Raw genomic sequence first — 13,488 nt, 5'->3', positions numbered from 1 at the left:
GCGGGGCACTATCTGCCTCTGGTGGCGATCGCTGACGCGGGCCCCAAGGCCTGACGCGGAAGTGCTGTAAAGGTTTTCGCCCGACTCTTTACGAGCACCGGATTGGTTGCTTCAATGACCGCGCGCTCGGCTTCCGCGCCCAGCAGCGCGTATAAAGGCAGATCGTCAGGATTTTGAATCACCATGAATTATCGCCATTCCTTCCATGCCGGCAATAGCGCCGATGTCGTGAAGCATTGCCTGCTGATCGCCCTTGTGCGGGCCTTGCAGCACAAACCGAGCGCGCTGACCCTGATCGACACGCATGCCGGCAGCGGGCTGTACGATCTTAACGGCGAGGATTCCCAACGCACCGGCGAGTCCACGCAGGGCGTGCTGCGGGCGTTTGCCGACCCGAACCCCGTGCTGAACGACTACCGCGCAGTGGTTCAGGCAGTGAATGGCGGGCAGGCGGTGAATGTCGGGGCCGAGCCGCAGCTCTACCCCGGCTCGCCGCGGATTCTGGCGCAGCTTCTCCGCCCACAGGATTTCCTGATCCTGAACGAAAAACATGCCCAAGACGTCTATACCCTGCGCGGCGCGATGCGCGGCACATCCGCCGCTGTGCATGAGCGCGACGCCTACGAGCTTTGGCTGGCAATGCTGCCGCCCCGCACGCCGCGCGGCGTGGTGGTGGTCGACCCGCCTTATGAGCAGCCGGACGAACGCGCCCGGATCACAGCCACCCTTGCCGCCGCGCACCGCAAATGGGCGCATGGCGTGACGGTGATCTGGTATCCGCTGAAAGACCGCGCCACACATTGGCGGTGGAAGGAGCAGGTACGAAAGCTCGGCATTCCGAAATTGCTGTGGGTGGAGCATTGGTTGTACGATCGCGATCAGCCCGACATCTATAACGGCGCGGGCCTTTACATCGTCAACCCGCCCTACGCCTTCACGGAAGGACTGCCGCCGCTGCTGGAGGCGCTGCGCGCCGCGCTGGCGCCAGCGGGGCATAGGGGCGAGATCGCAACCGATTGGTTGGGCGATATCCCAGCCCCGCTACCCTAACCGCTATTTCCGCAAATCGATCACCCACATCGCGCACGAAATCACCACGCCTGCGCCCAGCCCGATCAGGAACCCGCGCGTCGGGCCGATCGCGGTGAACAGGCCGATGGCGGTGCCGACAATCGAGCCGATCGCGATGAGCGCGCCGCCGGCGAGGGGGTAGCGGGGGGGGGAGGTACGAGCCATCGCAGCGCTGTGCCATGTCCCGCCGCAGGACGCCAGCGTCCCATCGCGGGAGCGGCGGGCCAGCGTGCGGCGTCACGTTAACCGTTACGATCCGCCGCCGCGCGCGATTCCGCGCTATATGGCACAAAGCGTGATGGAAATGCTCCGCACCGCCCACGTCGGGGCCAGTTCTTGCGGAGTTTCAATGTCGTATATGCCGTATCTCGCCAACCGCGCCGAATTGACCGATGCGACCGACCTGATCACGATGTTCGGCGATGAAGCCGGGCTGGAAGCGGCGGCGCGGGCGGATCGCAGTCGCGATCTGGGCAATTATTTGCATTTCTGCCGCTGGCGGCAAATCGAGCGGCTGATTATCCTACTTTCGGTCGAGCGCGCGATCGGCACGGTTCACTGATCGCGGGCATTGCCGGTTACGCGCCACGACCCTAGAGCGGGGCATGGCGTTGTCGGTCGAGCGGCGGGGCGTGTTCATTGTCGCCGCCGGAATTTTCTATGCTGGATGCGCCACCACCGGTGCCGTAGCGCAAGTGCGCCCGGCCGATCCGCCAACAGTAACACCGTCTGCATCGCCTTCCTTAGTGGGGCAACTCGACCCGCAATCGCCGCTTGCCGAGCTGCCCGGGCTCGGCGTCGCCTGGCCGGACCTGTCCAAGGCCCCCGAGGAACCCGCCGATCCGCAGGCACGGGCCGCGCTGACCGGCGATACGCGCTATGACTATCGCGTCGACGGGATTGATGCGGTGGCGAGCAGCTTGCTCAAGGATCGCTTCGCGCAACTCTCGACGCTGAAGGCCAATGCCAAGGACAGCGCCAACGCCGCGCAGCTCGACCGTCGCGCGCGCGAGGATGCGACCTTGCTGACGACGTTGCTGCGATCGGAGGGTTATTACGATGCGCGCGTGGCGACGCGGATCGAACCCAATGCGACGCGGCCGCTGGTCGTGCTCGATGCTGAGCCGGGCGTGCTCTACACGTTTCAGGGCGTTACCGTCGCCGGGATCGATGCGGCCGGCGACAAAGCCGGCGCTTTGCGTACATCGTTCGGCGTCACGGCGGGTGATGCGGTCAATGCCGATGCGGTGGCAGCGGGCGAGACGAGTTTGCGCAAAAGCATCGCCGATGGCGGCTTCCCGTTTGCGGTGATCGGCGATCCGCAAATCGTGGTCGATCGCGCCGCGCGCACCGCGACGCTCGACATGGCGGTGGTGCCGGGTGGCGTGCGGCGCTTCGGCGCGGTGACGATGACCTCGGGCACCCGCCTGTTCGACGCGCGGCATGTGCAGGACATTGCGCGCTTTGCCCCCGGCGCGCCGTATGATGCCTCGGCTTTGGTCGATTTGCGCCGCGCGCTGATCCAGACCGGTTTGGTCTCGACGGTCAAGGTCGAGCCGGTCGAGGGCAAGGCACCGGGTACGGTCGATATCGCGGTCGGCCTCGAACCCGCACCGCCGCACACGATCGCGGGGCAGCTCGGTTACGGCACGGGCGAGGGCGCGCGCGCCGAGATCAGCTGGACGCACCGCAACCTGTTCCCGCCCGAAGGCGCGCTGACGGTGCGCGGGGTGCTCGGCACGCGCGAACAATTGGCGAGTGTCATCTTCCGCCGCAACAATTTCAACGGGCGCGACCGCATCCTGACGGGGTCGCTGACCGCGTCCAATCTGACGCGCGACGCCTATCAGGCGCGGACCTTTGCGCTGGCGGGGAGCCTGGAGCGGCAAACCAACATCTTTTTCCAGAAGGAATGGACCTGGTCGCTCGGCGGCGAAGTGCTGGCGTCGGAAGAGCGCGACGTGATCGTCACGACCGGTGCGCCGCGGCGGCGGATCTATTTCATCGGCGCGTTGCCGACGACGCTCAGCTATGACGGATCGGACGATCTGCTCGATCCGACGCGCGGTTTCCGGTTGAGCGGGCGCTTGTCGCCCGAAGTGTCGCTGGAGGGCAGTGCGTTCGCCTATGCCCGCGTGCAGCTTGATTCGAGCGGGTATCGCACGGTGGCGCGCGGCACCGTGCTCGCCGGGCGCGTGCGGCTCGGCACGATCGCGGGCGCGCCGCGCGATGCGGTGGCGCCGTCGCGGCGTTTCTATGCCGGTGGCGGCGCCTCGGTGCGCGGCTATAGCTATCAGGGAATCGGCCCGCGCGACCCCAATAACGTGCCGATTGGCGGGCGCAGTCTCGCCGAATTCTCGATCGAGGCGCGGGTGAAGGCGTTTGGCAATTTCGGCTTGGTGCCGTTCCTCGATGGCGGCAATATCTCGACCGGGACGTTGCCGAGCGTCAACAATCTGCGCTTCGGGGCCGGGGTTGGCGTGCGCTATTATTCCAATTTCGGGCCAATCCGCATCGATGTCGGAACCCCGCTCAACCCGCAAAAGGGCGATCCGCGCGTCGCGGTCTATGTCTCGCTGGGGCAAGCATTTTGAGCGAGGCGGCGGCCCCGCCCGTGCCTGCCGCAGCGCTGGTCAAGCGCCGCCGCTGGGGGCGGATCGTGCTTGGTGCGGTAGCGGGGCCGGTGCTGCTCGCGCTGGCCGCGCTGGGAATGATGGACACCAGCATCGGCCATCGTTTGCTGACCGACAGTATCGCCGGGATGAAGCCGTCCAATGGCCTGCGCTACAGCATCGGGCGGATCGACGGGTCGATCTACGGCAAGGCGGTGCTGATCGACGTCCGCGTGCGCGACGCCAAGGGGCTGGTCTTTGCCGCGCCGCGCGCCGAGCTCGACTGGGCGCCGCTGCGCTATTTCGTCAATCGGCTCGATATCACCAGCCTGCACGTGCCGCGCGCGACGCTGGTGCGGCTGCCCGCAGTGGTGCCGTCGGGCAAGAAAAGCCCGATCCTGCCGGGCTTCGATATCCGGATCGCCTCACTGGCGATCGACCGGCTGATCGTGGGGCCGGCCGTGACCGGGGTGCCGCGCGTCGGGCGACTGCAAGCGCGCGCCGATATTCATGCGGGCCGCGCGCTGATCGATCTTGCGGCAGTGGTAGCGGGGAGCGACCGGGTGCGCGTCCATCTTGACGCCGAGCCCGATCGCAATCGCTTGGAGCTGACGGCGCAAGCGCGGGGGAGCGGGCGCGGCGTGCTTGCCAAGCTGTCGGGCTTGGCCAAGCCGATCGCGCTCGATGTGGCGGGCAAGGGCAGCTGGGCGGCGTGGCGTGGCGCGGCGGTGGCCGATGTCGGGAGCGTGCGGCTCGCCGATCTGACGGTGTCCAATCAGGCGGGCCGCTATGCAGTGTCGGGGGTGCTGAGGCCGTCGCCGCTCGCAAAGGGCAAGCTTCAACGGCTGACTGCGCCGCGCGTGCTGGTGCAAGGCGGCGGCACGCTGATTGACCGGCAATTGACGGGGACTCTGTCGCTGCGCTCCGCCGCTTTGGCGGTGACTGCCGACGGGACGCTCGATCTGGCCGCGAGCGCGTATCGCACCGTCCGGCTCCACGCGACACTGCTCCAGCCGTCGGCGCTGTTCCCCAACATGACCGGGCGCGCGATCGACTTGCGCGCGATCCTCGACGGGACCTTTGCCACCGCCGCGTTCGACTATCGCCTGACCGCGCAGCGCTTCGCGTTCGACAATATCGGCTTTGAGGATGCGCGGGCGGGCGGACGCGGGCGTTTTTCCAAGACACCGGTCCTCGTGCCGATCCGTTTCACCGCCGCGCGCGTGACGGGGGTCGGCGATGTCGCGGGCGGGATTTTGCGCAATCTGACGCTCGACGGCGTGCTGCGCGTGACGGCGAAACTCATCACCGGCGACGATCTGAAACTGTCGTCGGACACATTGAACGGGCGGATCAACCTGTTGGTTGATCTCACCGATGGGCGTTATGATATTGGAATCAATGGTGGATTAGGACGCTATCTGATCCCCGGGCTAGGGCTGGTCGAGGTCAAGACGATGCTCAAGGTCGTGCCGGGGCCGGGCGGGCGCGGCACGCGTGTGGCCGGGCAAGGCAGCGCGCAGATGCTGACGCTCGACAATGCCTTCTTCCGCTCGCTCGCGGGCGGTCTGCCGCGGCTGGTGACCGGGCTGGAGCGGACGCCCGATGGCGTGCTGCACCTCAACAATCTGGTGCTGACCGCGCCGCAAATCCGCATCACCGGCAATGGCATCCGGCGGCGCGACGGGACGTTCCATTTTGAGGGCGTCGGCCAGCAAGCGACGTACGGCCCGCTGACGCTCAAGCTCGACGGCAAGATCGACCGGCCGACGCTCGATCTGGTGTTCAAGCGGCCGAACGAGACGATGGGGCTAAGCGATGTCGTCGCGCATCTCGATCCGACGGCGGAGGGGTTCGCCTTCACCGCGCGCGGCGGATCGCGGCTGGGGGATTTCACCGGCAACGGCGCGATCCTGCTGCCCAAGGGTGGCGGGGGAACGATTGCGATCGCCGATCTGGCGGTGAGCGGCACGCATGCCAAGGGCGCGCTCGCGATTGTCAGCGGCGGGTTCGATGGACGGCTTGGCGTCGCGGGCGGTGGCCTTGGCGGGGAATTGCTGTTCCGCCCGGTTGGCGAGACTCAGCGGATCGAGGCGCATCTCGACGCGACCGCGGCCAAGCTGACCGAGGCAGTGACGGTGCGGCGCGCGCATCTCGATCTGGTCACGCTGCTCGATCCGGCGGGGACGACGGTCGAAGCGAGCTTGACGGGTGCGGGGTTGCGGCGCGGGTCGCTGATGATCGGGCGCTTCGCGGCGCGCGCGAGCTTGCGCGGCGGCACCGGGAGCATCACCGCATCGATCGCCGGATCGCGCGGGCGGGCGTTCGATATCCAGTCGGTCGTCCAGGTGACGCCCGACCGGTATGCGGTGTCGGCGCAGGGCACGCTCGACCGGCGGCCATTGAGGCTGGCCACTCCGGCGGTCTTCTCGCGCGATGGTGATGGCTGGCGGCTTGCCCCGACCGATCTCAGCTTCGCTGGTGGCAATGCCAAGCTCTCAGGGCGTTTTACCGGTAAAACGAGCGCGATCGACGCGACGCTCGCGCGGATGCCGTTGTCGATTCTTGACATTGGCTATCCGGGATTGGGGCTCGGCGGCAGTGCCTCGGGCACGCTCTCCTACGCGCAAGGCGGCGGGGCGGCACCGACCGGCAAGATCGACATGACGGTGCGCGGGCTAACGCGATCGGGGCTGATCCTGTCGTCGCGCCCGGTTGATGTCGGCATCTCGGGGCTGTTATCGGCCGACCGCATCGCCGCGCGCGCAATTGCGGCAACCGGCGGCAAGACCGTGGGGCGCGCGCAGATGCTGCTGACCTTGCCCGGCGGGGGCGATCTCGCGACGCGTGTGCAGAATGCCGGCGTCTTCGCGCAGCTTCGCTATGATGGCGCGGCGGATACGTTGTGGCGGCTGAGCGGGGTCGAACTGTTCGACTTGACCGGCCCGGTCGCAATCGGCGCCGATGTCGGCGGGACCGTCGCCAACCCGCAAATCAAGGGCGTCGTGCAAGCGAATGGCGCCAAGATCGAGAGCCCGGTGACGGGGACGGTGCTGACCAACGTTCAGGCGGGCGGGCAATTCGCCGGATCGCGCCTGACGCTCGATCGCTTTGCGGCGGACGCCGGCAAGGGCGGGCGCGTTACCGGCACGGGCAGCTTCGATTTCGCCGCCACCAACGGGATCGGGCTCGATTTGACGGTGCAGGCCGAGCGCGCGGTGATGATTGCGCGCGACGATATCGGTGCGACCGTCACCGGGCCGTTGCGCTTCCGCTCGGACGGCGCGGGTGGGACGATTTCGGGTGATTTGCGGCTCGACAAGAGCCGCTATCGGCTCGGCCAGGCGAGTGCGGCGAGCGCGGTGCCGCAGCTCAACATCCGGGAGATTAACGTCCCCGGCGACGATGAGGGCGATGATACGCCACGCGTGTCGTGGACGCTGGCGATCAAGGCACGCGCAGCCAATCAAGTGCTGGTGACGGGGCTCGGCCTGCGCAGCGAATGGTCGGCCGATCTGATGATCGGTGGCGCACCCGATAACCCGGCGATCACCGGGCGCGCCGATCTGGTCCGCGGTAATTACGATTTCGCGGGGCGGACCTTCGCGCTGGAACGCGGCAAGATTCTCTTTTCCGGCGAGGTGCCCGCCAATCCGGCGCTCGACATCGTCGCCAATGCCAATGCCACCGGGCTGAACGCGTCGATCAACGTGACCGGCCCGGCGCTCAAGCCCGAAATCACCTTCGCCAGCGTGCCTGCCCTGCCGCAGGACGAATTGCTGTCGCGGCTGCTGTTCGGCACGTCGATCACCAAATTGTCGGCGCCGGAGGCGCTGCAACTCGCCTCGGCGGTGGCGGCGTTGCAGAATGGCAAAGGCGGGCTCGACCCGATCAACGCGGTACGGCGCGTGGCCGGGCTCGATCGGTTGCGCATCGTCTCGGCCGATCCGACGACGGGGCAAGGCACGTCGATCGCGGCGGGCAAATATATCACGCGGCGTTTCTATGCCGAGATCGTCACCGACGGTGCGGGCTATTCCGCGACGCAGGTGGAGTTTCAGGTGACGCGTTGGCTATCGGTGTTGTCGAGCATCTCGACGCTGGGGCGGCAAAGCGCGAACTTGCGAGTATCGAGGGATTATTGAGCGCGGGGCGCTGGCCAGATTTCAAGCTTGAGATTGGGGATGTCCGCGAAGTCGGTGCCGTTGATCGTGATGAGGGTCAGGCCGTGAACGATCGCGGTTGCGGCGATCAGGCGGTCGAGGATGCGTCTGCGCGAGAAGCCCGTCGCGGCAATGATGTCACGATAGCGGTCCGCCACCGATTCTGGCAGGTCAAGGACCGGCAGTGTCGTGAGCAGCAGGTCCAGCCGACTTCGTCGTAGCGCGGCGTGGGATGGATCGCGATAAACGCCGCCCTCGAGCTCGATCCTCGTGATGATCGAGATAAGCGGCGGATCGGCCAGTTTCGAGATGGCGGCGATGATCGCGCTCGTCCCGTCGCGCCATTCGATCGCGACATTGGTGTCGATCAGGAACGGCAAGACTAGCGCGGGCTGTAAAGGCCGGGGCGGTCCGGGAAGATGTCGGGATTCCGCACTTCTACTTCGCCCACCGGTCCGAGTGCTGCGAGCTTTTCGAGCACTTCGGCCCAGGTCCGCTTGGCGTCTATATCTTCGGAAGCGGGGCTCATCGTCACAGTCTGGCCTTCCCACTCAAGCCGGAGCGCAAAGTCCGCCGGAATGCCAAGAGCGTCGGGCAGTACGACTGCCACTTGGTCGCCGTTCTTGAACGTCCTGCTTTCAATTACGCCCATGTCGGCCTCCGTGTGAGGCGATATATACCTTAGTGCAGGGCTCCCAGCAACGCCGCCGCCAAGCGCGCAGGGACCTCCGGCTCGAGCTCGACGTACAAATCGGGTTCAATCGCCTCGACCTCGATCAGCGCGAGCTGGCCGTCGGCGCGGCGCAGGAGGTCGATGCGGGCGTAGAGCGGGGCGTGGGGTAACGCGGCGAGCACCGTGTCGAACACCGCTATCGCTTCGGCATCGGGTTCGTAGCGGGTGAAGCGGCCGCCGAATTGCGGCTGGATGCGGAAGTCGCCGCCGGTCGCGACTTTCCGCGCGGCGTGGCTGAAGCTTCCGCCGATCGCGAAGAGCGACAGTTCGCCTTCCTCGGCGATGGCGGGCAAAAAGGGTTGCAGGATCGCATCGTCGAGCTGCGCGACCGCTCCGCCGCGCCGCACGCGCACGGTCTGGTGGCTGCCCGCCGAGATTTGCGGCTTCACCACCAGCTCGTCGCAGCCAAACGCGTCGAACGCCGCCGCCACGCTTGCAGCATCGGCGTGGCCGAAACGGCTCGGGACGATCGGAACGCCCGCCGCCGCCAGTTCGAGCAGATAGGTCTTGCGCGTATTCCAGCCGAGCAAAGCGGGCGGGTTGAACAGCGGGCAGTCGGCGGGCCACGCCGCGAGCATCGCATCCCAGCGCGCCACGTCGAAATGATAACCCCAGGCGAACAGTGCGAGCGTCGCATCGCCATCGCCCGGCCCCAAATCCCACGGGCGCGGGGCGAGTGTGATCCCGGCGCTTGCGAAAGCGGCGCGGAACGGCTTGGCAAGATCGGTGGCGACCGCGTCGTAGGGGCTGCCCGTAACGGGCATCAGCAGATCGACGCGGTCGCCCACGCTCAGGCGGGCTCGCCGATGATCGCCTTCACTTCCATGAAGTCGGCCAGCCCATATTTGCCGCCCTCACGGCCATTGCCCGATTGCTTATAGCCGCCAAACGGCGCGCCGCCGCCGCTTGCCCAGCCATTGATCGTGACCATCCCGGCGCGCAGCCGTGGTGCGACCTTCGCCGCCGCCGCCGGATCGCCCGAAATCGTCGCGGACAGGCCATATTCGGTGTCGTTCGCCATTTGGATCGCTTGCTCGCCATCGCTGTAGCTGGTGATCGTCGCGACCGGGCCGAAGGTCTCCTCACGGTAGATGCGCATCTCGGGCGTCACGTCGGCGAGCAGCGTTGGCTTGATGAAGTACCCGGCATTGCGGCCGTCGGGCCGGCCGGTCCCGCCGGTGACGAGCGTCGCCCCTTCGTCGATTGCCGACTGGATCAGGCCCTGGATTTTGTCGAACTGCGCCTTGTTGACGACCGGGCCGATATGCGCGCCCATCACGCTGGCGGCATCGACCGTGGTCGCCTCAAAGATGCTCTTTACCACGTGCGTGGCATCGGCGACCTGGCTGGTGTGAACGAGCAGGCGCGTCGGCGCGATGCAGCTTTGGCCGCTGTTTGCCAGCACGCCATGAATCGTCGGCGGGAGGACGGCGGCGAGATCGGCGCCTTCGAGCACCACGTTCGGGGCCTTGCCGCCAAGCTCCTGATGCACGCGCTTGACCGTTACCGCAGCGGCCTGCGCGACCGCGATCCCGGCGCGAGTCGATCCGGTGAAGCTCACCATGTCGACATCCTTGTGGCTCGACAGCGCAGCGCCGACGCCGGGGCCATCGCCATTGACGAGGTTGAACACGCCGGCGGGAACACCCGCTTTGTCGAGAATTTCGGCGAGGATCACGGCACAGCCGGGGGCCTCTTCGGACGGCTTCAGCACCATCGTGTCGCCGACCGCGAGCGCCGGCGCGACCTTTGCGCAGATTTGGTTGAGCGGCCAGTTCCACGGCGTGATCATCGCGACGACGCCAAGCGGCTCATGCACGACGCGCGCCTTGCCGACCTTTTCCTCGAAGCTGAACGCCTTCAGCGCGGCGAGCGTGCCGATGAAATGGCCGAGCCCGGCGGGGACTTGCGCGGCGGTGGCAAAACCGATCGGCGCGCCCATTTCCTCGCTGGTCGCGGCCGCCAGATCGGGCATACGCAGCTTATATTCTTCGATAATCCGCTCGAGCAACGCGACGCGATCCGCGACGCTGGTCTGCGAATAGCTGTCGAACGCCTTGCGCGCAGCGGCGACCGCCTTGTCGACATCGGCCTGCGAGCCGAGCGTGATTTCGCTGACCGGTTGTTCGGTCGACGGATCGATCACCGCGTGGCGCGTGCCGCCCGCGCTGTCGACCCAGGCGCCATCGATATACTGTTTGAGGTAGCTTTTCATCGCGGCTCTCCTGGGATGTTTCGAACATTCGGTACGTGGCTGCTAAATGGCGTGCAGCGAGATCGGTTGCAACCCGAAACGCATGATGGCTAGGGTATGGCGGTCCAGCATGGAGGCGAGACGATGGCGCGCACAGTTTTGATCGAGGCGACCGGTGGGCCCGAGGTGATCCAATGGGTCGATGTCGAGCTGGCCGATCCCGGCCCAGGCGAAGTGCGGATGCGCCATAGCGCGGTCGGATTGAACTTCATCGATGTCTACCACCGCAGCGGCGTCTATCCGGTCACGCTGCCGAGCGGGCTGGGCACCGAGGCGGTCGGCGTGGTCGAGGCCTTGGGGGAGGGGGTCAGCGGCTTCGCGGTGGGCGACCGGGTCGGCACCTTCGGCCCCGCACTCGGCGCTTATGCCACCGCGCGCAATGTGAGCGCGGCATCGTTGCTGCCGTTGCCGGATGATGTCGACGATGCCACTGCTGCTGCGCTTCTACTGAAGGGGTGCACCACCGAATTTCTGGTCGAACGCTGCGCGCACGTGCAGGCGGGGCAGACCGTTTTGGTCCACGCCGCCGCCGGCGGGGTCGGGCATTTGCTCGTCGGCTGGCTGAAGGCGATTGGCGCGACGGTGATCGGCACGGTCGGCAGCGCCGAGAAAGCCGCGCAGGCCAAGGCGGCGGGCGCCGACCATGTCATCTTCCACAAGACCGAAAATGTCGCCGTTCGCGTGCGCGAGATGACCGGCGGCGCGGGCGTGCCGGTGGTGTTTGACGGCATTGGTCTGGCGACGTGGGACATTTCGCTGGCGAGTGCCGCCCCGCGCGGGCTGATCGTCAGCTACGGCAATGCCGGGGGGCGCGTGACGGGCGTGGATATCGGCGTGCTGGCAACCAGGGGATCGCTGTTCGTCACGCGCCCGACGCTGTTCCATTATTACGCGACGCCCGAGGAACGCCGCGACGGCACCGCGCGGCTGTTCGAGATGCTGCGCCAGGGGGCGATCGTGCCCGAGATCGGCCAGACCTTTGCGCTGCAGGATGTGGCCGAGGCGCACCGCGCGCTTGAGGCGGGCGCGACGCGGGGGGCGACGGTGCTGATGGTGTGAGGGCGCAAATCGTCTATCGCTTCGTTTCTAAATCTTACGCAGACCCAACTCCCGTTCGGGCTGAGCCTGTCGAAGCCCTGTGAGCCAAACAAGACGCCGGATGTGTGGCACGCAGCCCTTCGACAGGCTCAGGGCGAACGGGATTGGGTTTCGCCAACTTCAGCGCATCCAGCTCTAGCCAAGCCGCAGCACTACCCCCACAGACGCCGCGATGCGCTTTCGTGATTTCCTTCTGCTCGTGTTCGTGTGCCTGACCTGGGGCTTCAGCAATGTGCTGAGCAAGGTCGTGGTCGGCACGTGGCACATTCCGCCGCTGTTCTTTGCCGCCGCGCGCTTTGCGATCGTGCTGGCGGTGACGCTGCCGTGGTTACGCCCGATGCCGCGCCCGGCGTGGCGGATCGTGGCTGTCGGCGCGTTGATGGGCGGCGGCAATTTCGCATTGCTGTTTCTGGGGTTGCAGACGGCGTCGCCATCAAGCGCGGCGGTCGTGCTGCAGGCGGGCGTGCCGATCACCACCTTACTGTCGATCCTGATCCTCGGCGAGCAAATCCATTGGCGGCGGTGGCTCGGCATCGCGCTGACGCTGGCAGGGGTGTTGCTCGTCGTGTGGCGACCGGGCTTTGCGGTGTCGGCGGGGCTGCTGCCGGTGCTGGGCGCGACGTTTGCCGGGTCGCTCGGCGCGATTTTGATGAAACAGATGGAGCATGTCGCCCCGCTGCGCTTTCAGGCGTGGGTCGGGCTGACCGCGGTCGTGCCGCTCGGGCTGGCCTCGGCGCTGTTCGAACATAACCAAGCATCCAGCTCGATCGCGGCGGGATGGCCGTTTGTCGCGGCGTTGATCTTCTCCGCGCTGATCGTGTCGGTCTGCGCGCACACGCTCTATTACTGGCTGATCGCGCGCTATGAGGCGACGTTGCTCGCGCCGCTGACGCTGATGACGCCGCTGACCACGATCGGGCTTGGCGTGCTGATTACCGGCGACCGGCTCGACCTCAGGATGATCGCCGGGGCGGCGCTGGCACTGCTCGGCGTGCTGATCGTCGCGGTGCGCCCGAGCCGCGCGCCGATCGCCGAGGCGCAGGAGCGGGCGTGAGGGGCGCGCGCGTGCTGGAGTAAAGTGCGCGCACTCGGCGCACCCCATCCCGTTCGCCCTGAGCCTGTCGAAGGGCTGCGTGCCCCAAGCGACGCCGGACATGTGGCGCGCTGCCCTTCGACAGGCTCAGGGCGAACAGAATTTATGGTGCGTCAGAACTAAGGCACGATGCCCTACACCGTCGGTGCCAGCCCGATCCGCTTCGCTGCCTCCAGAATCTCGGTCGGGAACATCGCGATGATCGTCGAATTATGCTCGACGCCGATTTCGGTGAGCGTCTGCAAGCGGCGCAGTTCGAGCGCGCCGGGGACTTCGCCGATGATGCGGGCGGCATCGGTCAGTTTCAGCGCCGCCTCCTGCTCGCCCTCGGCCTTGATGATGCGCGCGCGTTTCTCGCGGATCGCCTCGGCTTCGCGCGCGATGGCGCGTTGCATTTGCGCGGGGATGTCGAGGTCCTTGATCTCGACCGCGTCGAACTCGACGCCCCAGCGGATGCAGGTCGA

General features: G+C 66.8%; 12 protein-coding genes. 6 read left to right on the top strand and 6 right to left on the bottom strand.

The window, feature by feature from the left end:
• Positions 1-183: 183 nt before the first annotated feature.
• Positions 184-1,050, top strand: a complete 867-nt coding sequence (locus ABWP09_RS10185; protein ID WP_353205033.1) for a 23S rRNA (adenine(2030)-N(6))-methyltransferase RlmJ — start codon at positions 184-186, stop codon at positions 1,048-1,050.
• A 3-nt stretch (positions 1,051-1,053) separates the two neighbouring features.
• Here the strand turns inward: ABWP09_RS10185 and ABWP09_RS10180 are convergent, their stop codons facing one another.
• Complete coding sequence (locus tag ABWP09_RS10180) at positions 1,054-1,236, bottom strand: hypothetical protein (RefSeq protein ID WP_353205032.1); 183 nt, start codon at positions 1,234-1,236, stop codon at positions 1,054-1,056.
• A 184-nt stretch (positions 1,237-1,420) separates the two neighbouring features.
• On the opposite strand from ABWP09_RS10180, the gene ABWP09_RS10175 reads away from it, so the two are divergent.
• From ABWP09_RS10175 to ABWP09_RS10165, 3 genes are read left to right on the top strand one after another with little or no spacing between them, the layout of a single operon-like run.
• A complete protein-coding gene (locus tag ABWP09_RS10175) occupies positions 1,421-1,633 on the top strand; it encodes a hypothetical protein (protein WP_353205031.1) in 213 nt (70 codons plus the stop codon).
• Positions 1,634-1,676: 43 nt separating this feature from the next.
• The gene (locus ABWP09_RS10170; protein ID WP_353205030.1) at positions 1,677-3,665 is read left to right on the top strand and encodes an autotransporter assembly complex protein TamA; all 1,989 of its coding nucleotides are present in this window, start codon (positions 1,677-1,679) and stop codon (positions 3,663-3,665) included.
• A complete protein-coding gene (locus ABWP09_RS10165; protein WP_353205029.1) occupies positions 3,662-7,828 on the top strand; it encodes a translocation/assembly module TamB domain-containing protein in 4,167 nt (1,388 codons plus the stop codon). Before ABWP09_RS10170 ends, ABWP09_RS10165 begins: the two co-directional genes overlap by 4 nt.
• Here the strand turns inward: ABWP09_RS10165 and ABWP09_RS10160 are convergent.
• From ABWP09_RS10160 to ABWP09_RS10145, 4 genes are read right to left on the bottom strand one after another with little or no spacing between them, the layout of a single operon-like run.
• The gene (locus tag ABWP09_RS10160) at positions 7,822-8,226 is read right to left on the bottom strand and encodes a PIN domain-containing protein (protein WP_353205028.1); all 405 of its coding nucleotides are present in this window, start codon (positions 8,224-8,226) and stop codon (positions 7,822-7,824) included. The two genes, ABWP09_RS10165 and ABWP09_RS10160, sit on opposite strands and share 7 nt — an antisense overlap.
• Before the next feature lie 2 nt (positions 8,227-8,228).
• Positions 8,229-8,498: a hypothetical protein gene (locus ABWP09_RS10155; RefSeq protein WP_353205027.1), complete on the bottom strand. Its 270-nt coding sequence runs from the start codon at positions 8,496-8,498 to the stop codon at positions 8,229-8,231.
• 29 nt (positions 8,499-8,527) lie between these two features.
• Entirely contained in the window at positions 8,528-9,367 is an 840-nt protein-coding gene (locus ABWP09_RS10150; protein WP_353205026.1) for an ATP-grasp domain-containing protein, read from the bottom strand.
• 2 nt (positions 9,368-9,369) lie between these two features.
• Complete coding sequence (locus ABWP09_RS10145) at positions 9,370-10,794, bottom strand: aldehyde dehydrogenase family protein (protein WP_353205025.1); 1,425 nt, start codon at positions 10,792-10,794, stop codon at positions 9,370-9,372.
• 123 nt (positions 10,795-10,917) lie between these two features.
• Between ABWP09_RS10145 and ABWP09_RS10140 the strand changes: the two genes are divergently transcribed.
• Both ABWP09_RS10140 and ABWP09_RS10135 read left to right on the top strand, forming a co-directional pair.
• Entirely contained in the window at positions 10,918-11,892 is a 975-nt protein-coding gene (locus ABWP09_RS10140) for a quinone oxidoreductase family protein (protein ID WP_353205024.1), read from the top strand.
• A gap of 211 nt (positions 11,893-12,103) precedes the next feature.
• Positions 12,104-12,985, top strand: a complete 882-nt coding sequence (locus ABWP09_RS10135) for a DMT family transporter (protein WP_353205023.1) — start codon at positions 12,104-12,106, stop codon at positions 12,983-12,985.
• A 173-nt stretch (positions 12,986-13,158) separates the two neighbouring features.
• Here the strand turns inward: ABWP09_RS10135 and ABWP09_RS10130 are convergent.
• The coding region (locus ABWP09_RS10130) for an SPFH domain-containing protein (protein ID WP_353205022.1) at positions 13,159-13,488 on the bottom strand (330 nt) is incomplete at its 5' end.

This window comes from Sphingomonas sp., from assembly GCF_040398505.1.
Taxonomy (GTDB): Bacteria; Pseudomonadota; Alphaproteobacteria; order Sphingomonadales; family Sphingomonadaceae; genus Sphingomonas.
This window is presented reverse-complemented; position numbering and strand designations above follow the sequence as displayed.